20 protein-coding genes are annotated in these 24,763 nt (G+C 70.2%); 11 read left to right on the top strand and 9 right to left on the bottom strand.

What is annotated here, in order from left to right:
• Positions 1-44 precede the first annotated feature (44 nt).
• Positions 45-740: a DinB family protein gene (locus tag ABTV10_RS12390; RefSeq protein WP_499035086.1), complete on the bottom strand. Its 696-nt coding sequence runs from the start codon at positions 738-740 to the stop codon at positions 45-47.
• On the opposite strand from ABTV10_RS12390, the gene ABTV10_RS12385 reads away from it, so the two are divergent.
• The 5 genes from ABTV10_RS12385 to ABTV10_RS12365 all read left to right on the top strand — a co-directional run bounded on the left by ABTV10_RS12385 (position 726) and on the right by ABTV10_RS12365 (position 6,563).
• Positions 726-2,276: a TldD/PmbA family protein gene (locus ABTV10_RS12385; RefSeq protein ID WP_499035085.1), complete on the top strand. Its 1,551-nt coding sequence runs from the start codon at positions 726-728 to the stop codon at positions 2,274-2,276. The genes ABTV10_RS12390 and ABTV10_RS12385 overlap by 15 nt on opposite strands.
• Complete coding sequence (locus ABTV10_RS12380) at positions 2,273-3,637, top strand: metallopeptidase TldD-related protein (RefSeq protein ID WP_499035084.1); 1,365 nt, start codon at positions 2,273-2,275, stop codon at positions 3,635-3,637. Before ABTV10_RS12385 ends, ABTV10_RS12380 begins: the two co-directional genes overlap by 4 nt.
• 13 nt (positions 3,638-3,650) lie before the next feature.
• The gene (locus ABTV10_RS12375; protein ID WP_499035082.1) at positions 3,651-4,034 is read left to right on the top strand and encodes a YchJ family protein; all 384 of its coding nucleotides are present in this window, start codon (positions 3,651-3,653) and stop codon (positions 4,032-4,034) included.
• 44 nt (positions 4,035-4,078) lie between these two features.
• On the top strand, positions 4,079-5,065 hold the full coding sequence (locus ABTV10_RS12370; RefSeq protein WP_499035080.1) for an LLM class F420-dependent oxidoreductase: 987 nt from the start codon (positions 4,079-4,081) through the stop codon (positions 5,063-5,065).
• A 64-nt stretch (positions 5,066-5,129) separates the two neighbouring features.
• On the top strand, positions 5,130-6,563 hold the full coding sequence (locus ABTV10_RS12365) for a lipase maturation factor family protein (protein ID WP_499035077.1): 1,434 nt from the start codon (positions 5,130-5,132) through the stop codon (positions 6,561-6,563).
• 12 nt (positions 6,564-6,575) lie between these two features.
• Here ABTV10_RS12365 and ABTV10_RS12360 read toward each other — a convergent pair whose 3' ends face one another.
• The 5 genes from ABTV10_RS12360 to ABTV10_RS12340 all read right to left on the bottom strand — a co-directional run bounded on the left by ABTV10_RS12360 (position 6,576) and on the right by ABTV10_RS12340 (position 10,953).
• Complete coding sequence (locus ABTV10_RS12360) at positions 6,576-6,929, bottom strand: Rv2253/PknI dimerization domain-containing protein (RefSeq protein WP_499035076.1); 354 nt, start codon at positions 6,927-6,929, stop codon at positions 6,576-6,578.
• A gap of 107 nt (positions 6,930-7,036) precedes the next feature.
• On the bottom strand, positions 7,037-9,403 hold the full coding sequence (locus ABTV10_RS12355; RefSeq protein ID WP_499035074.1) for an ATP-binding cassette domain-containing protein: 2,367 nt from the start codon (positions 9,401-9,403) through the stop codon (positions 7,037-7,039).
• Between the two features lie 75 nt (positions 9,404-9,478).
• A complete protein-coding gene (locus tag ABTV10_RS12350; protein WP_499035073.1) occupies positions 9,479-10,090 on the bottom strand; it encodes a hypothetical protein in 612 nt (203 codons plus the stop codon).
• 1 nt (position 10,091) lies between these two features.
• The gene (locus ABTV10_RS12345; protein ID WP_433613080.1) at positions 10,092-10,502 is read right to left on the bottom strand and encodes a VOC family protein; all 411 of its coding nucleotides are present in this window, start codon (positions 10,500-10,502) and stop codon (positions 10,092-10,094) included.
• 10 nt (positions 10,503-10,512) lie between these two features.
• Positions 10,513-10,953 (bottom strand): helix-turn-helix transcriptional regulator, encoded by a 441-nt coding sequence (locus tag ABTV10_RS12340; RefSeq protein WP_499035071.1) that lies wholly within the window; start codon positions 10,951-10,953, stop codon positions 10,513-10,515.
• Positions 10,954-11,641: 688 nt separating this feature from the next.
• Here ABTV10_RS12340 and ABTV10_RS12335 point away from each other — a divergent pair.
• Positions 11,642-12,844, top strand: a complete 1,203-nt coding sequence (locus ABTV10_RS12335) for a site-specific integrase (protein WP_499035070.1) — start codon at positions 11,642-11,644, stop codon at positions 12,842-12,844.
• A gap of 39 nt (positions 12,845-12,883) precedes the next feature.
• Here ABTV10_RS12335 and ABTV10_RS12330 read toward each other — a convergent pair whose 3' ends face one another.
• On the bottom strand, positions 12,884-13,273 hold the full coding sequence (locus ABTV10_RS12330; RefSeq protein WP_499035068.1) for a PPOX class F420-dependent oxidoreductase: 390 nt from the start codon (positions 13,271-13,273) through the stop codon (positions 12,884-12,886).
• A gap of 143 nt (positions 13,274-13,416) precedes the next feature.
• Here ABTV10_RS12330 and ABTV10_RS12325 point away from each other — a divergent pair, with 143 nt between their 5' ends.
• Positions 13,417-14,484, top strand: a complete 1,068-nt coding sequence (locus ABTV10_RS12325; RefSeq protein ID WP_433613072.1) for a metallophosphoesterase — start codon at positions 13,417-13,419, stop codon at positions 14,482-14,484.
• 28 nt (positions 14,485-14,512) lie between these two features.
• Here the strand turns inward: ABTV10_RS12325 and ABTV10_RS12320 are convergent, their stop codons facing one another.
• The gene (locus ABTV10_RS12320) at positions 14,513-16,819 is read right to left on the bottom strand and encodes an FHA domain-containing protein (RefSeq protein WP_499035065.1); all 2,307 of its coding nucleotides are present in this window, start codon (positions 16,817-16,819) and stop codon (positions 14,513-14,515) included.
• Between the two features lie 205 nt (positions 16,820-17,024).
• Here ABTV10_RS12320 and ABTV10_RS12315 point away from each other — a divergent pair, with 205 nt between their 5' ends.
• Positions 17,025-17,666 (top strand): dihydrofolate reductase family protein, encoded by a 642-nt coding sequence (locus ABTV10_RS12315; RefSeq protein WP_499035064.1) that lies wholly within the window; start codon positions 17,025-17,027, stop codon positions 17,664-17,666.
• Between the two features lie 9 nt (positions 17,667-17,675).
• On the opposite strand, the gene cobN is transcribed toward ABTV10_RS12315, so the two are convergent.
• A complete protein-coding gene (gene cobN, locus ABTV10_RS12310) occupies positions 17,676-21,275 on the bottom strand; it encodes a cobaltochelatase subunit CobN (RefSeq protein WP_499035061.1) in 3,600 nt (1,199 codons plus the stop codon).
• A gap of 210 nt (positions 21,276-21,485) precedes the next feature.
• Here cobN and cobG point away from each other — a divergent pair, with 210 nt between their 5' ends.
• The 3 genes from cobG to cobJ are packed head-to-tail and all read left to right on the top strand — an operon-like array spanning position 21,486 to position 24,758.
• Positions 21,486-22,625 (top strand): precorrin-3B synthase, encoded by a 1,140-nt coding sequence (cobG, locus tag ABTV10_RS12305; protein WP_499035060.1) that lies wholly within the window; start codon positions 21,486-21,488, stop codon positions 22,623-22,625.
• A gap of 19 nt (positions 22,626-22,644) precedes the next feature.
• Entirely contained in the window at positions 22,645-23,271 is a 627-nt protein-coding gene (locus ABTV10_RS12300) for a precorrin-8X methylmutase (RefSeq protein ID WP_433613062.1), read from the top strand.
• Positions 23,268-24,758 carry a precorrin-3B C(17)-methyltransferase gene (gene cobJ / locus ABTV10_RS12295; RefSeq protein WP_499035059.1) on the top strand — a complete coding sequence of 497 codons (1,491 nt, stop codon included), beginning with the start codon at positions 23,268-23,270 and terminating at the stop codon, positions 24,756-24,758. Before ABTV10_RS12300 ends, cobJ begins: the two co-directional genes overlap by 4 nt.
• Positions 24,759-24,763 lie beyond the last annotated feature (5 nt).

The raw sequence follows: 24,763 nt of genomic DNA, 5'->3' as shown, positions 1-24,763 counted from the left end.
AGCAATCGGCTTCCGACCCGGCAATCAGGCCGATCGACGCGGTTTCACGTCTGCGAGGTCGCGGCGATCTGTTCGCGCAGGATGTCGCCCTGGCCTGCGTGCCGGGCGTATTCCTGGATCAAATGGGTGAGGATGAACCGCAGGGAGACGTAGCCGTCGCGCCAGGGGATGGTCTCGGCCAAGTCAGTGTGCTCGGCGACGATGGTTCTGGAATGTGCGCACGCAGCTGTGAAAGCGGCGGACACGCTCTCGATGGAATCGTCGTCGGTCAGGCGGAAGCTGTCGTCGATGTCGTCTGGGATGTCGACCTCGTGTCGGGGTCGCCCGGCGATGCGGTGGTGGAACCACACCTTTTCGACGAAAACGCCGTGCTTGACCAACCCGAGCAGAGTGGTGAGCGACGGTACCAGCCGCTGACGCGCATTGGCCTCGCTCATCCCATCGACCAGGTGCAGTAGTTGTGCACGTTGGACGTCGAGCATCCGCTCGAGCATGGCGCGGTCCTCGGTCGTCGTCCGAATCGTGTCGTCGTAGAGGGCCATGCGCGAACGGTAACCGACGGCGGGGAGCAGCCTGTACAGGCGCGACACGCCGAGTCCGCTGCCATAGGCCCGGAAAAGGGGCATCTGAACCGCGGCGACGCTGCGGGTCGTCCGGTGGCGAACCAGGGCAGAAGTCCGCCGCCGGTCACCGGTCGGTGTCGCGACGCCGACTAGGCTGGGCCGGTGATCGTCACCCACGGTGCTGTCCCGCCCGCAGTTGCGTCCGGCCATCCGGTCGACCCCGAGTTCACGAACCTGCCGCTGCACGCGCTGGCCGACGCCGCGCTGACCGTCGCCCGCGCCGCCGGCGTCGAGCACGCCGACCTGCGGGTGCACCGCCTGGTCACCCAGTCACTGCGACTGCGCGACGGCCGGGTCCAGTCCGCGCAGGACGGCGTCGAGACCGGATTCTCGGTGCGTGTCGTGGTCGACGGGACATGGGGTTTCGCGTCGCACGCCGAGCCGACCCCGGCGCGCGCGGCGGCCGTCGCGGCCGAAGCAGTGGCGGTGGCCCGGGCGCTGCGCGCCCTCAACCGCGAGCGGGTCGTGCTCGCACCGGAACCGGTGTACCGGGACGCCACCTGGGTGTCGGGCTACGTGACCGATCCGTTCGCGGTCGCCACCGCCGACAAGGTGGATCTGCTCGCCGACTGGTCGCGGCGCCTGCTCGACGCGGCCGGGATCGACCACGTCACCGCCAGCTGCCTGCAGGTCAAGGAGCAGACGTTCTACGCCGACCTGGCCGGATCGACGATCACGCAGCAGCGGGTGCGGCTGCATCCCGAACTCGAGGCCGTCTCGGTCGATCCCGACGCCGGCACCTTCGAGACGATGCGCACCCTCGCCCCGCCGGTGGGCCGCGGCTGGGAGTACCTGACCGGCACGGGCTGGGAGTGGGACGCCGAACTCGCCGAGATCCCGGGGCTGCTCGCGGACAAGATCGCGGCGCCGAGCGTCGAGGCGGGGCCCACCGACCTGGTGATCGACCCCACCAACCTGTGGCTCACGATCCACGAATCCATCGGTCACGCAACAGAATACGACCGCGCCATCGGATACGAGGCGGCGTACGCGGGGACGTCGTTCGCGACCCCCGACCTGCTCGGCAGCCTGCAGTACGGCACGCCGATCATGCACGTCACCGCCGACCGCACCGAACCGCACGGGCTCGCGAGCGTCGGCTTCGACGACGACGCCGTGGCCGCGCAACGCTGGGACCTCGTCCACGACGGTGTCCTGGTCGGGTACCAGCTCGACCGGGTGTTCGCGCCGCGCCTCGGCCTGGACCGCTCCAACGGGTGCTCGTACGCCGACTCGGCGCACCACGTGCCGATCCAGCGGATGGCGAACGTGTCGCTGCAGGCCGATCCGGCCGCCGACACCACCACCGCCGACCTGATCTCCCGCGTCGAGGACGGCATCTACGTCGTCGGCGACAAGAGCTGGTCGATCGACATGCAGCGCTACAACTTCCAGTTCACCGGGCAGCGCTTCTTCCGGATCCGGGACGGCCGGCTCGACGGGCAGCTGCGCGACGTCGCGTACCAGGCGACGACGACCGACTTCTGGGGGGCGATGGAGGCGGTCGGCGGGCCGTCGACGTGGCGGCTCGGCGGCGCGTTCAACTGCGGCAAGGCGCAACCCGGCCAGGTGGCGGCGGTGAGCCACGGTTGCCCGTCGGCGCTGTTCCGCGGCGTCAACGTGCTCAACACCCGAACGGAGGGCGGGCGATGATCGCCGCGCAGGAACTCGTCGAGCGGGCGCTCGCGCTGTCGACCGTCGACGAGGCGATGGTGCTGGTCACCGACGCGAGCGAGGCGTCGCTGCGCTGGGCCGGCAATTCGATGACCACCAACGGGGTCTCGACGTCGCGGTCGTGGACCGTGCTGTCGGTGATCCGCTCCGCCGGCGGGGCCGCGCAGGTCGGCGCGGTGACGTCGTCGACGGTCGACGCGGACGCGATCGCCGACGTGGTGCGGGCCAGCGAGGCCGCCGCCCGCTCGGCCCAGGCGGCCGAGGACGCGATGGACCTGCTCACCGGCACCGCCGCGGATCCGGGCTGGTCGGACGGCCCGGCGTCGACGGGTGTCGGGGTGTTCGAGACGCTCGTGCCCGGGCTGGCGGACGGGTTCGACGGTGCCGACCTGCTGTACGGCTTCGCGCACCACCAGATGCACAGCACGTGGCTCGGGACGTCGACCGGCCTCCGGCGACGGTTCACCCAGCCGACCGGGTCGATCGAGATCAACGGCAAGCGCGCCGACGCGAGCGCCTGGGTGGGCTCGGCGAGCCTCGACTTCACCGACGTGTCCGTCCCGGACCTGCTGGCGGACCTGTCCCGCCGACTGGACTGGTCGGCCCGCACCGTCGCGCTGCCCGCCGGCCGGTACGAGACGGTGCTGCCGCCGTCGGCGGTGTCGGACCTGATGATCCCGCTGATGTGGGCGATGGAGGGCCGCGGTGCCCAGGAGGGGCACACCGCGCTCTCGCGCAGCGGCGGCACCCGGATCGGCGAGAAGCTCACCGACCTCCCGCTGACCCTGTACTCGGATCCGCGCGCCGACCGGCTCGCGTACGCCCCCTTCGTCGCGACCACCGCGTCGTCCGACACCGTCTCGGTGTTCGACAACGGCATGGACGCCGCCCGGGTCGACTGGATCCGCGACGGCGTCATCAACGCGCTGGCGTATCCGCGCGCGGCCGCGGCGGAATTCGACGCGCCGGTCGCGGTCCCGGGCGAGAACCTGCTGCTCACCGGCGGGTCCGCCGCAACGCTGGACGAGCTGGTGGCCCGCACCGAGCGGGGCCTGCTGCTGACCACGCTGTGGTACATCCGCGAGGTGGACCCGGCGACCGCCCTGCTCACGGGGCTCACCCGGGACGGGGTGTACCTGATCGAGGACGGCGCGGTCAGCGCGGCGGTCAACAACTTCCGGTTCAACGAGAGCCCGCTCGATCTGCTGCGCCGCGCCACCGAGGTCGGCGCCACCGAGCAGACCCTGCCGCGGGAGTGGAAGGACTGGTTCACCCGAACCGCGATGCCGCCCATGCGGATTCCGGACTTCCACATGTCGTCCGTCAGCCGGGCCCAGTGAGGTTCCGATGGCCATGATCTCGAACGACGACCGCTGCCCGTGCCTGTCCGGGGAGCAGTACGGGCAGTGCTGCGGCCGCTTCCACGGCGGCGCCGACGCGCCCACCGCGGAGCAGTTGATGCGCTCACGCTACGCCGCGTTCGCGGTCGGCGACGCCGACTACCTGCTGCGGACGTGGCATCCGAGCACCCGCCCGGCGACCCTGGAGGTGGACCCCGAGCTGGTGTGGCGCCGCCTCGACGTGCTGCACAGCAGCGGCGGCGGCCTGCTCGACGACGCCGGCACCGTCGAGTTCGTCGCCTACTACGCCGACCACGGTGACCGCGGCGCCATGCGCGAACACAGCCGCTTCGTCCGGGAGCACGGGCGGTGGTTCTACGTGGACGCGATGCCGTAGTCGGCCGGCAACCGGACATTTCCCCCCGACAGACAAGGACCGTGATGCGTTTCGGGCTGTTCGTACCCCAGGGCTGGCGGCTCGACCTCGTCGGCATCGACCCGGCGGACCAGTGGGCGGCGATGCGCGATGTCGCGTTGCGCGCCGACCGCGGGCCGTGGGAGTCGATCTGGGTCTACGACCACTTCCACACCGTCCCCGCGCCCACCGACGAGGCCACCCACGAGGCGTGGTCGCTGATGTCGGCGTTCGCGGCGGTCACCGAGCGGGTGCGGTTGGGCCAGATGTGCACCGCGATGAGCTACCGCAATCCCGCCTACCTCGCGAAGGTGGCCGCCACCGCCGACATCATCTCCGGCGGCCGCGTCGACATGGGCATCGGCGGCGGCTGGTACGAGCACGAGTGGCGCGCCTACGGCTACGGTTTCCCCTCGGCGGGCGAGCGGCTCGGCCGCCTCGACGAGGGCGTGCAGATCCTCCGGCAGGCCTGGACCCGCGGCACCGCGACGCTCGACGGCCGCCACTACCAGGTCGACGGCGCGATCGTGCGTCCACTTCCGTTGCAGGACGGCGGCATCCCGCTGTGGATCGCCGGCGGCGGCGAGAAGGTGACGTTGAGGATCGCCGCGAAGTACGCGCAGTACACCAACTTCGACGGCACCCCGGAGGGATTCGCCCACAAGTCGGAGGTTCTGCGGCGGCATTGCACGGAGGTCGGCACCGACTTCGGCGCGATCGTCCGCTCCGCCAACTACAACCTGGCCATCGGGCGCACCGAGGCCGAGGTGCGCGAGCGCCTCGAGACTCTGCGTGCCCGCCTCGAACCGTTCGTCGGGCCCGAACGCGCCGACGCGTCCCTCGCCGCGTTCCGTGGCATGCCCGCGGTCGGCACCCCGGAGCAGATCGTCGAGAACCTGACCGCCCTGAAGCGGCAGGGCCTCGAGTACGCGATCTTCTACGACCCGGAGGCGGCATACGACACGTCCGGCCTGGAACTGCTCGAGCAGGAGGTGCTGCCGCACCTGGCGTGAGCCGGCGAGACCCCTGGCCCACCGACGCCGCCCCGAGTAACGTCCGCGACAAGGGAAGCTTGTCGTGGACTGGATCGACGCCGACCAATACTGGCTGGGGCGGCTGCTCTTCAAGGAGGGGCTGGCCGTCATCTACCTCTGCGCGTTCCTGGTGGCCGCCGACCAGTTCCGGCCGCTCATCGGGGACGACGGCATGCTCCCCGCCCGCCGGTTCCTGGCCGGCGCCCGCTGGCAGCGGGCGCCGAGCATCTTCCACCTGCACTACTCGGACGGGTTCTTCGCCGGCGTCGCCTGGACCGGTGTGGGACTGGCCGCGGTCGCGGCCCTCGGTCTCTTGGACCTGCTGCCGCTGCCGCTGTGCATGCTCGGCTGGTTGCTGCTGTGGGGGCTGTACCTGTCGATCGTCAACGTCGGCCAACTCTGGTACGGATTCGGGTGGGAGTCGCTGCTGCTCGAGGTGGGGTTGCTCGCGGTGTTCGTCGGCAACGCGCACACGGCGCCGCCGCTGCTGACGATGCTGCTGTTGCGGTGGCTGCTGTTCCGGCTCGAGTTCGGCGCCGGACTGATCAAGATCCGCGGCGACCCGTGCTGGCGGGATCTGACGTGCCTCTACTACCACCACGAGACCCAGCCGATGCCCGGTCCGCTGAGCTGGTACTTCCACCACCTGCCCCGCCCGCTGCACAAGGTGGAGGTGGCGGGCAACCACTTCACCCAGCTGATCGTGCCGTTCTTCCTGTTCGTGCCGCAGCCCGTCGCGGGCGGGGCGGCGGCGATCATGATCGTGACGCAGCTGTGGCTGGTGGCGAGCGGCAACTTCTCGTGGCTCAACTGGCTCGCGATCGTCCTCGGCCTGTCGGTGTTGCCGAACGGGTTCTGGGAGTTCGTGCTGCCGGTGTCGGCTCCCTCCGACGTCGCCGGCGCCCCGGTCTGGTTCACGGTCGTGGTCGTCGCGGTCACGGTCGCCGTGGCCTCCCTGAGCTACCGTCCGGCACGCAACCTGTTCTCCAGCCACCAGATGATGAACGCGTCGTTCGATCCGTGGCATCTCGTGAACACGTACGGCGCGTTCGGGCACGTGACGAAGACGCGCCGCGAGATCATCCTCGAGGGGTGCCGCGACGAGTTTCCGACCGCCGACAGCGAGTGGCTGGCCTACGAGTTCAAGGGCAAGCCGGGCGATCTGCGCCGGCGTCCCCGCCAGTTCGCGCCCTACCACCTGCGCCTCGACTGGCTGATGTGGTTCGTCGCGATCTCCCCCGGCTACGGCGCGTCCTGGTTCGGCGGGCTGGTTGTGCGCCTACTCGAGGGGGACACCGCGCTGCTGAAACTGCTCCACCACAACCCGTTCCCGGACGCGCCGCCGGCGGTGATCCGGGCCCGGATGTACCGCTACCGGTTCACCACCCGCGACGAACACCGCGCGAGCGGCGCGTGGTGGGCGCGCACGCTCGAGGCCGAGTTCCTGCCGCCGATGTCGCGGCGCCGGTCACCGTAGCCTTCGACGGGCTCAGCTGCTGCTACCGAAAGCTCCCGGGGACGGCGAGATGGGGTACGCCGCGACCTGCATGATCACCGAGCCCTCGCACGGGCCACTGGCGATGTCGGTGCGCCACGAGCCGGTCAGCGTGCAGCCCGGCTGCGGGGTGTAGTACGCCACCGAGTGCGCCGGCGCCCACACCTTGGGCACGCCCTGCCAGCAGTCCCACTGCCAGTCGTACGGATGCACCCAACTGCTTCCGTCCCACGTGTACTCGTCCCGGTCTTGGTCGCCGCGAACCGTTTCACCGAGTAGTCCCCGGACCAGGACGGCTGCGCCGCGCCCGCAGCCGGGGCCGCACCCGCGGGCGCCGCGCCCCGGCAACCAGCCCGATAGCGATCAATGCAGCTGCCGGCAGTGCCTGTCGCATAGGCGAAATTGAAGCACGCAGACCGCGCAGTCGGACGATCACCGAAATGCCGTGATCGCGGTCAGCCGCCGACGTACTCCGCGAGGTGCCGGCCGGTGAGTGTCGAGCGGTCGGCCACCAGGTCGGCGGGCGTGCCCTCGAACACGATCCGTCCGCCGTCATGACCGGCACCCGGGCCGAGATCGATGATCCAGTCAGCGTGCGCCATCACCGCCTGGTGGTGCTCGATGACGATCACGGACTTGCCGGAGTCGACGAGACGGTCCAGCAGGCCGAGCAGGTTCTCGACGTCGGCGAGGTGCAGACCGGTGGTGGGCTCGTCGAGGATGTAGACGTCGCCCTTCTCCCCCATGTGGGTGGCCAGCTTGAGTCGCTGGCGTTCGCCACCGGACAGCGTGGTCAGCGGCTGACCGATCTTGACGTACCCGAGCCCGACGTCCGCCAGACGCGCCAGGATCTTGTGCGCCGCAGGCAGTTTCGCGTCGCCCGTACCGAAGAACTCCTCAGCCTGCGCGACGGACATCCCGAGCACCTCGGCGATGTCCTTGCCGCCGAACGTGTAGTCCAGCACCTCGGCCTGGAACCGCTTGCCCTCGCACACCTCGCAGGGCGTGGACACGCCCGCCATCATCGCCAGGTCGGAGTACACGACGCCGGCGCCGTTGCAGTTGGGGCAGGCCCCGTCGGAGTTGGCGCTGAACAGGCCGGGCTTGACGCCGTTGGCCTTCGCAAACGCCTTGCGGATCGGGTCGAGCAGCCCGGTGTAGGTGGCGGGGTTGCTGCGCCGGGAGCCCTTGATCGCACCCTGGTCGATCGAGACGACGCCGTCCCGGTTGGCCACCGAGCCACCGATCAGCGAGCTCTTGCCCGAACCTGCGACGCCCGTCACCACCGTGAGCACCCCCAGCGGGATGTCGACGTCGACGCCCTGCAAATTGTGGGTGTCGGCGCCGCGCACCTCCAGCGCCCCCATGGACGCCCGCACCGCCGGCTTGACCGTCGCGCGGTCGTCGAGGTGCTTGCCGGTGAGGGTGCCGCTCGAGCGCAGCTCGTCCACGGTGCCCTCGAAGACGATCTCGCCACCCTCGGTGCCGGCGCGCGGGCCGAGGTCGACGACGTGGTCGGCGATCGCGATCGCCTCCGGCTTGTGCTCGACCACCAGCACGGTGTTGCCCTTGTCCCGCAGCTGCAGCAGCAGATCGTTCATCCGCGCGATGTCGTGCGGGTGCAAACCGATCGTCGGCTCGTCGAACACGTAGGTGACGTCGGTGAGCGAGGACCCGAGGTGCCGGATCAGCTTGGTGCGCTGCGCCTCGCCGCCGGACAGCGTGCCCGCCGGGCGGTCGAGGCTGAGGTAGCCGAGCCCGATCTCGACGAACGAGTCGAGGGTCTCGCCCAGCGACTTCAGCAGCGGGGCGGCCGACGGCTCGTCGAGCCCACGCACCCATTCGGCGAGATCGCTGATCTGCATGGCGCAGACGTCGGCGATGCTCACCCCGTCGATCTTCGACGATCGTGCCTCCGCGCTCAGCCGCGTGCCCTCGCAGTCGGGGCAGGTCTGGAACGTGATCGCGCGGTCGACGAACGCCCGGATGTGCGGCTGCATCGCCTCGCGGTCCTTGGACAGGAACGACTTCTGGATCTTCGGAATCAGACCCTCGTACGTGACGTTGACGCCCTCGACCTTGACCTTGGTCGGCTCCTTGTAGAGCAGGTCGTCGAGCTGCCTCTTGGTGAACTCGGCGATCGGCTTGTCCGGGTCGAAAAAGCCGCAGCCGCGGAAGATGCGGCCGTACCAGCCGTCCATGCTGTAGCCGGGGATCGTGAGCGCGCCCTCGTTGAGGGACTTGCTGTCGTCGTACAGCGCGGTCAAATCGAAGTCCGAGACCTTGCCCATGCCCTCGCAGCGCGGGCACATGCCGCCGGTGATGCTGAAGCTGCGACGCTCCTTGACGGTCCGGCCGGCCTTCTCCACCGAGATCGCGCCCGCGCCGCTGACGGACGCGACGTTGAACGAGAACGCCTGCGGCGACCCGATGTGCGGCGTCCCGAGCCGGCTGAACAGGATGCGCAGCATCGCGTTGGCGTCGGTGGCGGTGCCCACCGTCGAGCGCGGGTTCGCGCCCATCCGCTCCTGGTCGACGATGATCGCCGTCGTCAGCCCCTCGAGCACGTCGACGTCCGGGCGCGCCAGGGTCGGCATGAAGCCCTGCACGAAGGCGCTGTAGGTCTCGTTGATCATCCGCTGCGACTCGGCGGCGATCGTCGAGAACACCAGCGAACTCTTGCCCGAGCCGGACACCCCGGTGAACACCGTCAACCGCCGCTTCGGGATCTCGACGCTGACGTCCTTGAGGTTGTTCTCGCGGGCACCGTGCACGCGGATCAGGTCGTGACTATCGGCAGCGTGCAGCGTGTCCGTGCTCATCGTGTCTCCCTCTGTCGCCTCTGTCGTCCGCAGCCGCTCCCGCGACCCGGCTTCCCTGTCTACCCGAACCCACCGTCACGCGGGCGGCGTCGCCCACACGAACCCGTCCGGGTCGGTGAAGGCCCCGGCATCGGTGCCGATCACGATCCCGTGCGCTGCGGGTCCGTCCGCCGGGACGCCGGCGTCCTTCGCGAGGGCGCGGCGCCCGTACAGCGCCAGCTTGACGTACTTCGGTTCGGTGGCGAACTCGACGTACTTGCGCCCGTAGCTCTTCGCCACCTCGAATCCCCGGTCGACGTAGAACTGCTTGCTCGTCTTGACGTCGTCCACGCCGAGCAGCAGCACGATGTCGTCGATCCGGCGGGCGGCCGGTCCGGTGTTCTTCTTCGACGACGTGGCCACCTTCCAGATCGCGCCGTCGGGGGCCTGCACGACGCCGCCGTAACCCCAGAAACCCTTCTTGGCCGGCTTCAGCGCGGTGGCGCCGCCGTCGAGGGCGGCCCCGATGAAGGTGTCGACGATGTTCGGCTGGGACACCACGAGGGACAGGGTGTAGCCGCGGAAGCCGGGAGCCGGTGACTCCGCGCGGCGCACGCGGACGTAGTCTGCGACGCCGAAGGCGGCGTAGAAGCTCTCGGCGGCCGCCGGATCGGTCACATCGAGGGTCAGGGACGGGATCTCGGTCATCTCAGTTCACCTCGTTGATGCGGAGCAGGTTGCCTGCGGGGTCCCGCACGGCGCAGTCGCGGATGCCGTAGGGCTGGTCGATCGGCTCCTGGACGATGTCCGCGCCGTTCGCCTCCAGCTTCGCGAACGTCTCGTCGAGGTCGGGGGTGGCGAGGGTGAGGATCGCGTATGTCCCCTTGGCCATCATCTCGGTGATCATGCGACGCTCGTCGTCGGTGATCCCGGGGTCGGCGGCCGGCGGGTGCAGTACGAGCGACACGTCGGGCTGGTCCGGGTGGCCGACCGTGATCCAGTACATGTCGTTGTAGCCGACCTCCTTGCGGACCTCGAATCCGAGGATGTCGCGGTAGAAGGCCAGGGCGGCGTCGCGGTCGTTGTGCGGGAGGAATGCGGAGTGAATGGTGATGTCCATGGCGATTACGCTATGCGCGGCTCGCGGTGGACGCTTCTCGATTCCTGATCGGTCTGGTGACCTGCTTCGTCACGCACGACGGCATCTCCGCCGCGGACCGCTCCTGGTCCCGGTAGACGCTGGGCGGGACGCCGACGAGTTCGGTGAAGCGGGTGCTGAAGGTGCCCAGCGACGAGCACCCGACCGCGAAGCACACCTCGGTCACGCTGAGGTCGCCGCGGCGCAGCAGCGCCATCGCGCGCTCGATGCGCCGCGTCATCAGGTAGGCGTACGGCGGCTCGCCGTACGCGAGCTTGAACTGCCGGCTGAGATGTCCGGCGGACATGTGCACGCCGCGGGCGAGCGCCTCGACGTCCAGCGGCTGCGCGTACTCCCGGTCGATGCGGTCGCGTACACGGCGTAGCAGCGCCAGATCGCGCAGGCGCTGAGCGTCGTCGGGTCGACTGGTCACCTGCAGAATCGTGCCACAAGTCGAGGTGGTACCGCGCGCTCTGCGGCGCGTGGCGACCTCCCCGCCGGGGAGCCGCGGGGCCCAATTCGAACCCGAAATCGACTCCCCGCCAATCCATTCCACTCCACCTGAACTCCGCCCGCGGTCGGCCTAGGCGCCCACTCCTGCGTCCGATTCACGGAATCCCGCCACTTCCCCTGAAGAATGGGCGCTCAGGCCGACGCGGACACGGGTGCTTCGCACCACTCGAGTCCAGGCTTAGGGGCCCGGCTCGAACGGGCCGCCAACCAGTCTGGGGCGCACTCGTCCGGAGCCTGCGCGCCTTGGGCGGGACACCCAGCAACCTACGGCGGCACGGGGCGGACCCGCAACGGAATTTCCGGTGACCGCGCCGCTCGGCCTGCCGCCACGCGGGAGCCGTGACTGCCAGGCCGACCACCCCCTTGCGTCCGCGGCGAATGCACTTCACGGGCCCCGGAGAACCGTACTCACGCTAATGACAGTTAGCGCCATCATCGAATCGGGCAGTCCGGCGGGCAATCTCGCGACCGCGGCGCGTCGACGACCCAGCCTCGGGCACGGTCGCATTTCGTCACTGTGACATCTCGGTGTGCGCCCCGCCGGGGACATACAGAACTGTCGGTTCCCCTCGGTAGGCTCGCCCGGTGGACACGAGAGGAGCGCGGGTGTGAGTGAACCGGTCGACACGGTCAGTGTCGTGCCCGCTCTGCCTGCCGTTCCCGAACGCCCGGCGGCATCGACCGGGCCCGGACTCGAGCCGGCCGTTCCGGTGCTGTCCGCGGCCGCCGAGGCCCGGATCGTCGCCGCCCTCGAGCAGCGGCACTCTCCCTCGACCGCCCGGAACTATCGCACCGACTGGGACAAGTTCCGCGCCTGGTGCGCGGCACGCGGACAGGTACCCATGCCGGCGCACCCGCATACCGTCGCCGACTATCTCACCGAGCACGCCGAGCAGCGCACCGACACCGGGGAGCGCCGGTACGCGACCAACACTCTCACCCGATGGGTGGCGTCGATCAACTACTGGCACCGCGCCTGCGCCCGCCCCGCGCCCGGGCACGCGCAGATCGTCAAGGACACGTTGGCCGGCCTCCGTCGCACCTACGCCGCCGCCGGGGAGCGCCCGACCAAACGCGTCGCACCGCTGCTGGGGGACGAGATCAGCTACATCCTCGCGACGCTGCGCCAGAACGCCGAGACGTGGCAGGACCGACTGCGGGAGCGCCGTGACTCGGCGGTCATCCTGATCGGGTTCCTGGGTGCCTTCCGCCGCGCCGAGCTGTCCGGCCTGCAACTGCGCGACATCACCCTCCACCCGCAGGACGGGCTGCACATCCTGGTGCGTCGATCGAAGACCGACCAGGTCGGCGACGGCATGGTGAAGGCCACCCCGTTCGCGGTCGGGCACCGCGCCTGCCCGCCGTGTGTGTACCGACGCTGGCTCGACGTCGTCCTCGCGCACCATCGGGACGGCCGCGACGGTATCGCCCAGTTACTCGGTGCCCCCGACACGTTCGGCACGCACATCTGCCACGTCCCCTATCCCGAACTGGTTCCCGACGTCGCGACGTCGGCGGTGTTCCGGCCGCTGCGCGTGAACGGGAACATCGGTGACAGCGCCCTGACGGGGCAGGGCATCCACGGGGTGATCCGCCGCGCGGCCGCCGACGCCGGACTCTCCCCCGCCAAGATCGCGAAACTCGGCGGGCACTCCCTGCGCGCCGGGTTCGTCACCCAGGCGTTCCGCAACGGCGCCCAGGCCCACGAAGTCATGCGGCAGACCGGGCACAAGAACCCCGCCACCCTGGAAATCTATGCACGCGAACACAACCCGCTCACCGGGAACGCGGTCGCCCGCTTCGAGATCTGAGCCACCGAAGCGCGGCCGGTGACGCACGGTCGGGGGCCGTCAGCGGGCCCCGTCGACCGTCACCGCCACACCCACGGTCCCGCCCCGCCCGCGGCGGAGGAGGCTGCCCTTGACGCCGAGCCAGCCGAGGATCCCGTACTTGCGGGCGATCGCGGCGCGGGCCCGATCGGTGCCGGCGTCGTCGAGCACGACGGCGGTGGCGTCGATCTGCGGGCCCTTCGGGTGGCCGCGCACGTCGCACTCCCCGATCGTGACGTGCGGGTCGCGCCGGATACGTTTGACCTTCCACGAGTCGGTGACCGTCCACATCAGCATCCGGTCGCCGTCCATTGCCGCCCAGAGCGGCGTCGGCACACCCGATCCGTCCTTCCGGAACGTGGTCAGCAGAACGTACTTCGCGGCACCGATATCGCTCAGCGTGACAGCCATGCACCCAATGTACGGGCCCCGAGGTGGATCGGATGAACGTCGCGTGAACATCTGTGTGGTTCCGGCGTTTTCATTTGAACGGTCGTCCACCTTCGGGTTTGCTGAGGCGGACTGTCGAACCGACGAGACCCCACGAGGACACCGTGACCGAGTTCAACCCGATCAACCGCCGCAGCTTCCTCGCGGGAGCCGGCATGGCAGCTGCGGCCGTCCCGATGATGGCGATGGCGCCCACCGCCGCAGCCGCGGCGGCGCCCGCCCCGGGCAAGTTCCCCTTCCCCACCACCCCGAACGTGCGGGTGCTCGTCACCGGCGACGCCGGAACCGGCACCCCGGCGCAGTGGGCGGTCGCCGACGCAATGCGCAAGGTGCACAGCGCCGAACCGTTCGGGATGGCACTCGGATTGGGCGACAACATCTACGAGGCCGGACCGAACGGCGACCGTGACGTCCAGTTCGCCACCAAGTTCGAGGACCCGAACCACGGACTGGACTTCCCGTGGGTGATGGCACTGGGCAACCACGACAACAGCGCGGTGTTCCCGGGTGACGGCGGCTGGCTCCTGCGCGGTAACGACGAGGTGGTGTACCACCAGACCTCCCGCAAGTGGTGGATGCCCTACCGCTACTACTCGGTGCGCGTGCCCGAGGAGAACCCGGTCGTCGAGTTCTTCGTCCTCGACCTCAACCCCGTCGCCGCGTACCTGCCTCCGCTGTTCGTGCCGTACTGGGCGGCGGACGGCCAGTTCATGAACGAGCAGCGCGCCTGGCTGGACGCCGCGATCGCCGCGTCCCCGGCGAAGTGGAAGATCGCGTGCACCCATCACCCGTACCTGAGCAACGGCTCGCACGGCGACGCCGGTGCGTACGACGGCATCCCGCTCGAACCCATGAACGGCATCCACGCCAAACGCTTCTACGAGGACCACGTCGTCGGGCGCTGCCAGTTCATCCTCGCGGGGCACGATCACTCGCTGCAGGTCCTCGAGCCGACCGTGGAATCGAAGGGCACCCGTCAGATCGTCTCCGGCGCGGCCGGGAAGAACAGCCACGGCAAGTCCACCAGCCCGGACCGGGCGAATCTGTACCAGAACTTCGACGACGTCGGATTCATGGTCATGGACCTGTCGCCGGAGTCGGTGCGACTGCGGGCGTACACCGTCGACATCCCTACCGCCGAACCGACACTCGCGTTCGACCGCCGGCTATAGGCGCTTTCGGGTCCGTACTCGACGACCTCTACCGACGGCGCAGCCGGAGCCGGCTGTAGGTGACGGCGGCGAGCACGCAACTGATGAGCACCAGCATGGCGATGCTGAGCAGCCACCACGATCCGGTGTGCTGCCACAGCGTGTCCGGCTCGGTGCCGGTGGCATTCGTGACCAGGTCCACCGTCGAGGCGGCGGCCGCGAACCCCCAGCGTGACGGAAAGAGCCACGCGACCTGTTCGAGCACGGCGCGTCCGGTGATCGTGATCAATCCTCCGCACATGACCAGCTGCGCCATGATCGTGACCACCAGCAGCGGCAGCACCTGCTCGTTCGAGCGCGCCACCGACGACAACGCCAATCCGAGCACGACACAGCAGCAGGTGGTGGCGGCGATGTCCACGATCAGCTCGACGGAGCCCGAGGGGAGCACACTGCCGTGACCCGGGAAACCCTTGCCCAGGTAGACGATCAACACCATGATCACCGACTGCACAATGCCGGCGGCGCAGAACACGACGATCTTCGCCGTCAGATAGGCGGACGGCAGCAGCCCGGCGGCACGTTCGCGCTGATAGACCATGCGCTCTCCGACCAGGTCGCGGATGGTCAGTGAACAGCCCATGAAGGCGGCGCCGAGTATCAGCACCACCAGGATCTGGGTGAGTTCGCCGGACACGTCGGCCCCGGACGGCCCGAACCCGGTGTCGCCCGGCACGAGCAGGGCCAGGCCGCCGAGCACGAAGGGCAGGAGCGACAGGAAGATCAGGTAGCCGCGGTCCGCCCGGATCAGCCGAACCTGGCGGCGGGCGACGGCGCTCAGCTGTTTGCGCCGGGAGGTGTGCGCGGGCGAGCCGAGCGGCCCGGGCGGGCTCGGCGGCGGCACCACCACCGGGCGGGTGGCGCGGTACTCGGCGAACACCCCGTCCGGGTCGGAGGCGACACGGGTGAAGATGTCGGCCCAGTCGGTACTGCCGAGCGCCCTCCCGATTCGGTCGGGCGGTCCCGCATACGCGGTCTTGCCGCCGGGAGCGAGGAGGAGGACCTGGTCGCACATCTCGAGGTAGGACAGCGAATGCGTGACGATGACGACGACGCGGCCCGAATCGGCGAGGCGGCGCAGCGTCGCCATGATCTGCCGATCGAGCGCGGGGTCGAGACCCGAGGTCGGTTCGTCGAGGATGAGCAGGGAGGGGCCCGTGAGCAACTCCAGCGCGACCGATGCGCGTTTGCGTTGCCCGCCGGAGAGGCGATCGACGCGGGTGTCGGCGTGCTCGGTCAGTTGCAGTTCGTCGAGCACCCCTGCGATCACCACTTCACGGTCGGCCCGGGTGGTATCCGGCGGCAGTCTCAGCTCCGCGGCGTAGCCGAGGGCCCTCCGGATGGTCAGCTGCCGATGGACGACGTCGTCCTGCGGGACCATTCCGATGCGGGAGCGCATTACCGAATAGTCGGTGTGCACGCTGCGCCCTTCGAATTCGACGACGCCTTCCGTGGGGCCTTCCGAACCGGAGATGATCTTGGCGACCGTGGTCTTTCCTGCGCCGGAGGGCCCGATCACCGCGGTGAGACTGCCGGGTGCCGCCGTGAAGGTGACGTCCTCCAGCAGCCGCCGGCCACCTTCGATGGTGAGTCCGACGCCGTCCACATGTAGACCGCCGGCGGTCGGGGCTGTCGCCCGTGGAACGAGCCGGCCGTCCTGCACGCTGAAGTCCGTGTTGCCGATGGTGACGACGTCGCCGTCGGTCAGCCGTGCGCGCGAGACCCGGGTGCCGCCGACGAACGTACCGTTGACGCTCCCCAGATCGTCGAGTTCGAGGCCGGACGGCCCGTTGTGGACTATCGCGTGACGGCGTGAGGCCAGCACGTCCTGGACGACGAGGTCGTTGTCGGGGGATCGTCCGATCGTGAGGGATCCCGCCGGGACGGTCTCGTGCGGTGCCGGGGGCAGGGCGATCGAGGCCCCTACCTCGATCGTCGACTCGTCCCACCGACTGCCCACATCCCGTTGCGTCGCGTCGGGATCTTCGATCGAGATCCGCACGGCGGGTCCCTCGAGCGCGTCACCCAGGCGGACGAGGACGGGGCTCGTGACGGGGACCTCTTTTCGGCGCTTGCCGTCGACGTAGATCCCGTTCTTGCTGCCGGAGTCGACGAGCTGCCATCCCTCGTCCCAGCTCAGCCGCGCATGCTCACGCGACACCACAGGATCGACGATCGTGATCTCCAACTGGGGGTCCCGGCCGATGCGTACCGCTGTGCCCGCACGGTAGCTCGTGCGGCCGTGTTCGGTCTCGACCACGACCCGCGGGTGCTCGCTTCCCGTCCAGTCGTCCATCGCCACGGCCTCCGGTCAGCATCAGGCGTAGAGCGTCGACTCCTCCATGGTCGCACGCCCCGGGGACCGTCGGCAGAACGGTCACTCTCGCATCCTCGCGGCCCGGACGTCGCGATGTCCTCGACCATCAGCCGCGCCATGATGAGTTTCGTCGATGCGGCGAGTCTGTCTTCTCGTAACACCACCTTCGAGAACGGAGCGTCACGTGAGTCAGCTGCTGAGGGTCCAGAACTTCAATGTCTCGAGCGACGGCGTCGCGTGCGGCGAGAACCAGACCTTCGAGAGTCCGTTCGGCCTCGACCCCGGTGAAATGTTCGCGTGGGCGGGCGCGACTGCGAGCTGGCCGATGCGCACCGATCCCGGTGGCAGCCGCGGCCTCGACGACTACTTCACCCGCGACTTCTCCCGCAACATCGGCGCCGAGATCATGGGCCGCAACAAGTTCGGACCCCAACGCGGCCCGTGGGAGAACCTGGAGTGGGAGGGCTGGTGGGGCGAGGAGCCGCCCTTCCACACGCCGGTGTTCGTCCTCACCCACCACCTGCGGCCCTCGTTCACTCGCGGCGAAACGACATTCCACTTCGTCGACGGCGACCCGGCCACGATCCTCGATCAGGCGAAGGAGGCCGCGCAGGGCAAGAACGTCCGGCTCGGCGGCGGAGTCACCACCATCCGGGAGTTCCTCGACGCCGACCTGGTCGACACCATGCACGTGGCCGTCTCCCCGATCACGTTCGGTACCGGACTCCGACTCTGGGAGAGCCCGGACGAACTACGCGATCGTTTCCATCTGGAAACGGTGCCCAGTCCGAGCGGGGTGACCCACCACCTGTTCTGGCGAAAGTAGCTGGTCGGGCTACTCCCCCTCGAGTTCACCCTCGGTCTCGAGGTACACCTGCCGCAGGCCTTCGAGCACCTCGGGCGACGGCTCCTCCCACATGTCCCGCTCGACGGCCTCGAGCAGGCGCTCGGAGATGCCGTGCAGCGCCCACGGATTCGACTCGGACATGAACTTGCGGTTCTGCTCGTCCAGCACATACGTCTCGGCGAGCTTCTCGTACATCCAGTCCGCGACGACGTTGGTGGTCGCGTCGTAGCCGAACAGGTAGTCGACGGTCGCGGCCATCTCGAACGCGCCCTTGTAGCCGTGGCGGCGCATCGCGTCGAGCCACCGCGGGTTCACCACGCGGGCCCGGAAGACGCGGGCGGTCTCCTCGGACAGCGTCCGGGTGCGCACTGCGTCGGGCCGGGTGCTGTCGCCGATGTACGCCTCGGGGGCGGTGCCGGTGAGTGCGCGGACGGTGGCGACCATGCCGCCGTGGTACTGGAAGTAGTCGTCCGAGTCGGCGATGTCGTGTTCGCGGGTGTCGGTGTTCTTGGCGGCCACCGCGATCCGCTTGTAGGCGCTGCGCATGTCGTCCGACGCCGGGACGCCGTCGAGGCCGCGGCCGTACGCGTAGCCGCCCCACGTGGTGTACACCTGCGCGAGGTCGGCGTCGTCGCGCCAGTTCTTCGAATCGATCAGCTGCAGCAGGCCGGCGCCGTAGGTGCCGGGCTTGGAGCCGAAGATGCGGGTAGTGGCGCGGCGGTCGTCGCCGTGCTCGGCCAGGTCCGCCTGTGCGTGGGCGCGGACGTAGTTGTCCTCGGGCGACTCGTCGAGCCCGGCGACCAGGCGGACGGCGTCGTCGAGCAGGGCCAGCACGTGCGGGAACGCGTCGCGGAAGAAGCCGCTGATCCGGACGGTGACGTCGATGCGCGGGCGACCCAGTTCGGCGAGGTCGATCACCTCGAGGCTCGTGACACGGCGCGACGCCTCGTCCCACACCGGGCGGACACCGAGCAGCGCGAACACCTCGGCGATGTCGTCACCCGACGTCCGCATCGCGGACGTGCCCCACACCGACAGGCCTACCGACTTGGGCCACTCGCCGTGGTCGGCGCGGTAGCGCGCGGCGAGGGACTCGGCCATCGCCTGACCGGTCTCCCACGCGAGCCGCGACGGCACGGCCTTGGGGTCCACGGAGTAGAAGTTGCGGCCGGTGGGCAGCACGTTGATCAGCCCGCGCAGCGGCGACCCGGACGGGCCGGCCGCGATGAAGCCACCGTTCAGCGCGTGCAGCACCTGGTCGATCTCGCCGGACGTCTGCCGCAGCCGCGGCACCACCTCGGTCGCGGCGAAGCGCAGGATCTGCCGGACGGTGTCGTCGTCCGACAGTCGGTCGGCGGCCTCCGGATCCCAGTCCGTCTCGGCCAGCGCGGACAGCAGCGCGTGCGCCTGCGCCTCGATCTGGTCGACGCGGCCACGGTCCTCGTCGCCGGCTTCGCTGAGCCCCAACGCCTCCCGCAGACCCGGCACGGTCTGCTCGCCGCCCCACATCTGCCGGGCCCGGAGCATCGCGAGCACCAACTCCACCTCGGCGTCGCCCTGCGGCGCCGTGCCGAGAACGTGCAGGCCGTCGCGAATCTGGACGTCCTTGATCTCGCACAGCCAGCCGTCGACGTGCATGAGCATGTCGTCGAACACGTCCTCCTCGGGACGTTCGGTCAGGCCCAGGTCGTGGTCCATCTTCGCGGCCCGCATCAGCGTCCAGATCTGCTGGCGGATCGCGGGCAGCTTCGCCGGGTCCAGCGCCGAGATGTTGGAGTGCTCGTCGAGCAGCTGCTCGAGCCGCGAGATGTCGCCGTAGGACTCGGCGCGGGCCATCGGCGGGATCAGGTGGTCGACCAGCGTCGCGTGCGCGCGGCGCTTGGCCTGCGTGCCCTCGCCCGGGTCGTTGACCAGGAACGGGTAGATCATCGGCAGGTCGCCGAGCGCGGCGTCGGTGCCGCACGACGCCGACATGCCGAGCGTCTTGCCGGGCAGCCACTCGAGGTTGCCGTGCTTGCCGAGGTGCACGATCGCGTCCGCCGCGAATCCACCCTGCTCGGCGGTCGCGGCGATCCAGCGGTACGCGGCCAGGTAGTGGTGGCTCGGCGGCAGGTCCGGGTCGTGGTAGATCGCGACCGGGTTCTCGCCGAAGCCGCGCGGCGGCTGCACCATCAGCACGACGTTGCCGGCGCGGATCGCGGCGATGACGATCTCGCCCTCGGGATCCGACGAGCGGTCCACGTACAGCTCGCCGGGCGCGGCGCCCCAGTGTTCCTCGACGCCCTCGCGGAAGTCCTGCGGCAGCGTCTGGAACCACTCGCGGTAGCGGGCGGCGGAGATGCGGATCGGGTTGCCCTCGAGCTGCTCGGCGGTGAGCCAGTCCGGGTCCTGCCCGCCCGCGGCGATGAGCGCGTGGATCAGCGCATCGCCGTCCTTGGCGGCGAGCCCGGGCAGCGCGTCGTCGCCGTCGACCGGGCCGAGGTCGTAGCCGTGGTCACGCATCGCGGTGAGCAGGTCGATCGCGCTGGCCGGGGTGTCCAGGCCGACGGCGTTGCCGATGCGGGCGTGCTTGGTCGGGTACGCCGACAGCATCAGCGCGATCTTCTTGTCCGGGTTCGGGATCCGCCGCAGCCGCGCGTGCCTCACGGCGATGCCGGCGACCCGGGCGGCCCGCTCGGCGTCGGGCACGTACGCGGTGAGGCCGTCGGAGTCGATCTCCTTGAACGAGAACGGCACCGTGATCAGGCGGCCGTCGAACTCCGGGACCGCGACCTGGGTGGCGACGTCGAGCGGGGACATCCCGTCGTCGTTGGCCTCCCACGCCTCGCGGCTGCTGGTCAGGCACAGACCCTGCAGGATCGGCACGTCGAGCGCCGCGAGTTCCGCGACGTCCCACGCCTCGTCGTCGCCACCCGCCTGCGCGTTCGCGGGCTTGGTGCCACCGGCCGCCAGCACGGTCACGACCATCGCATCGGCGCGGCCCAGCGTCTCGAGCAGATCGCCGGGCGCGGTGCGCAGCGACGCGCAGAAGATCGGCAGCGGGTTCGCGCCGGCGTCCTCGATCGCCCGGCACAGCGCCTCGACGTACGCGGTGTTCCCGGCCAGGTGCTGGGCGCGGTAGTAGAGCACCGCGACGGTGGGACCGTCGACCGTGCGGGTCTCCCGCCCGAGAATCCCCCAGTTCGGCAGGTGCACCGCGGGTTCGAAGCCGTACCCGGTGAGCAGCACCGTGTCCGACAGGAAGTTGTGCAGCTGACGCAGGTTGTCGGCGCCGCCCTCGGCCAGGTAGGTGTGCGCCTCGGCCGCGATGCCGGCGGGAACCGTCGAGCACTCCATCAGTTCGGCGTCCGGGGCCTGCTCGCCGCCGAGCACCACCGTCGGCAGCCCCGATGCGAGCACGGCGTCGATGCCGTCCTCCCAGGCCCGGCGGCCGCCCAGGATGCGGACGACGACGAGGTCGACGCCGCTCAGCAGGCCGGGCAGGTCCTCGTCGACGAGCAGGCGGGACGGGTTGGCCCAGCGGTAGTCGGCGCCGCTCGCGCGGGCGCTGAGCAGGTCGGTGTCGGACGTCGACAGCAGCAGGATCACTGGTGCAGCCTTTCCGGGGTTTCGCGCCCCACGGCAGGCCTCGACCGAGTCGGGACTCGTCGAAGCGGTTCGGGCGGCGGAAGAGGGTCTGACTTTCACAGTGGCGCGACCGCCCGGAATCTCACCGGCTTCCTCTTCTGCCGCGGTCGCCGGTGATCCTACCGGTCAGGCGTTTGCGCGTCGGTCCCCGCACTTCTCTAGCCTGGACACGTGCCATCTCCACGCTCCGGCCCGGACAAGTGCCCGGGTGCCCTCCAGGTCCACCAGGCCGCCGACGGTCCACTCGCGCGTGTCCGCCTCCCCGGCGGGGTGATCACATCGCCGCAGCTCCAGGCGCTGGCGACGGCCGCGCAGGAGATCGGCAACGGCGAGATCGAACTGACCTCGCGCGGCAACGTCCAGCTGCGGGCGGTGTCCGATCCCGAGGAGTTTGCCCGGCGGATCGCCGCCGTCGGACTGCTGCCGTCGACCACGCACGAGCGGGTGCGCAACATCCTCGCCTCTCCCCTGTCGGGGCGGATCGGCGGTTTCGCCGACGTGCGCAGCCTCGTCACCGACCTGGACCGCGGCCTGTGCGCCGACCCGGCGCTGGCGGCCCTGCCCGGACGCACGCTGTTCACGCTCGACGACGGCACCGGCGACATCTCGGGCCTGCGCGGCGACTTCGGCGTCCACGCGCTAGACGACGGCCGGTTCGCCCTCGTCCTGGCCGGCGAGGACACCGGCGCCCGCCTCGCGGAGGCGGAGACCGTCGACGTGCTGCTGGCGGCCGCGCGCACGTTCACCGAGATCCGCGGCGACGCGTGGCGACTGAACGAGGTGCCCGGCGGCACCGAGCGCGTCCTGGCGCGGCTCGGGCTCGAGTACGGCGACCCGGTAGTCCTGCCCGCCGCGGTCGAGCGCGGCCCGATCGGCTGGCTGGACCAGCCCGACGGCCACGTCACGCTCGCCGCCGGCCTCGCGTTCGGCACCCTCCCGGCCCGGCTCGCGGAGTTCCTCGCGGCGGTCGAGAAGCCGATCGTCGTCACCCCGTGGCGGTCGCTGCTGCTGCCCGACCTCGAGGAGTGGGCCGCCGAGCAAGTGGTGCGGGTGCTCGCCCCGATGGGGCTGATCTTCGACGAGAACTCGCCGTATCTGCAGGTCAGCGCGTGCGCGGGGCAGCCTGGCTGCGCGAAGTCGCACACCGACGTGCGGGCCGACGCCCGCGAGGCGATCGAGAACGACGACCTGCCCGCGGACGGCCGTCAGCACTGGTCCGGGTGCGATCGCAAGTGTGGTCGCCCCCGCGGCGAAATAACAGACGTGGTCTCCGGCCCCGACGGTTACCGGGTGGAAAACGGGTCGTCGTGATGCCTCTATCGTGTGGCGCATGATCGACTACATCCGCGACGGTGCGGAGATTTATCGCCAGTCCTTCGCGACCATCCGGGCCGAGTCGGACCTCGCCAGGTTCCCCGCCGACGTGTCGCAGGCCGTCGTCCGGATGATCCACGCGAGCGGTCAGGTCGATCTGGTCGACGACATCGCGTTCACCCCGAACGTCGTCGCCGACGCCCGTGAGGCACTGCGCCGCGGTGCCCCGATCCTGTGCGACGCGAAGATGGTCGCCGCCGGTGTCACCCGCAAACGTCTGCCGCGCGACAACGACGTGCTGTGCATGCTCGACGATCCGCGAGTTCCCGTGCTGGCCAAGGCGATCGACAACACGCGCTCGGCGGCGGCGCTCGAGCTGTGGGGCGACAAGCTCGACGGTGCGGTCGTCGCGATCGGCAACGCGCCGACCGCGCTGTTCCACCTGCTCAACCTCATCGAGGCCGGCGCACCCCGTCCCGCCGCGATCGTCGGCGGGCCGGTCGGGTTCATCGGTGCCGCCGAGTCCAAGGAAGCCCTGATCGAAGACCCGGCCGGACTCGAGTACCTGGTGGTGCGCGGACGTCGCGGTGGCAGCGCGATCACCGCCGCCGCCCTCAATGCGATTGCGAGCGAAATCGAATGAGCATGCCCGGAAAGCTGTGGGGCGTCGGCATCGGACCCGGCGACCCGGAGTTGATGACCGTCAAGGCCGCTCGCGTGATCGGGGAGGCCGACGTCGTCGCCTTCCACAGTGCCCGGCACGGCCGGAGCATCTCGCGCGGCGTCGCCGCCCCGTACATGCGGGAGGGACAGATCGAGGAGCATCTCGTCTACCCCGTGACCACGGAGACGATCGACCATCCCGGCGGCTACCAGGGCGCGATGGACGAGTTCTACGAGCAGGCCGCCGAGCGCCTGGCCGCGCACCTCGCGGCCGGCCGCAGCGTCGCGCTGCTCGCGGCGGGCGATCCGCTGTTCTACAGCTCGTACATGCACATGCACAAACGTCTGGCAGACCGGTTCGAGGCCGAGGTGATCCCCGGCGTCACCGCCGTCAGTGCCGCGTCCGCCGCGTTGGCCGAGCCGCTCGTCGAGGGCGAGGAGGTGCTCACCGTCCTGCCGGGCACGCTGCCGCAGGACGAGCTGACCCGACGCCTGCGCGAGACCGACGCCGCCGCGATCATGAAGCTCGGCCGCACGTATCCCGCTGTGCGCCAGGCGTTGAAAGACGCCGGACGCATCGACGAGGCGTACTACGTCGAGCGCGCCAGCACCGACCGCCAGCGCGTCGACGCCGCGGACGAGGTCGACGACGCGGACGTGCCGTACTTCTCGATCGCGATCGTGCCGAGCCCCCTGAACAACCGCAGCGAACCCGAACCTGCGCGCGGTGAGGTGGTCGTCGTGGGCCTCGGACCCGGTGACCAGGCCTGGACCACGCCGGAGGTCCGGCAGGAACTGGCCCGCGCCACCGACCTCGTCGGCTACACCACGTACATCGACCGGGTCCCGGTCCGGCCGGGCCAGCGCCGACACGCCAGCGACAACCGCGTCGAGGCCGAGCGGGCCGCGATGGCCCTCGACCTGGCGAAGCGCGGCGCACGCGTCGCAGTCGTCTCGTCCGGCGACCCCGGCGTGTTCGCGATGGCCGCCGCCGTGCTCGAGGTCGCCGCCGAGGAGCAGTGGCAGGACGTCCCGGTCCGGATCCTGCCCGGCATGACCGCCGCCAACGCCGTCGCGAGCCGCGTCGGCGCCCCTCTGGGCCACGACTACGCGATGCTCTCGCTGTCGGATCGGCTCAAGCCGTGGGACATCGTCGCCAAGCGCGTTTCGGCCGTCGCGAGCGCCGACATGGCGTTCGCGGTCTACAACCCGGCGTCGAAGTCCCGCACGTGGCAGGTCGCCGCGATGCGCGACCTCGTCCTCGAGCACCGCTCCCCCGACACCCCGGTGATCATCGGCCGCGACATCGCCGGGCCGCAGGAGTCGATCAAGATCGTGCGGCTCGCCGATCTCGATCCCGCCGACGTCGACATGCGGTGCCTGCTGATCGTCGGGTCCTCGCAGACGACGGTCGTCGAGAGCGCATCGGGGACAAAGGTCTTCACGCCGCGCCACTACCCGGCCTGACGCCG

It is taken from the genome of Paraburkholderia sp. RHO2, assembly GCF_050955445.1.
Taxonomy (GTDB): Bacteria; Actinomycetota; Actinomycetes; order Mycobacteriales; family Mycobacteriaceae; genus Prescottella; species Prescottella agglutinans_A.
Note: the sequence above shows the minus strand (reverse complement) of the source record. Positions and strands in the feature narration are given on the sequence as shown.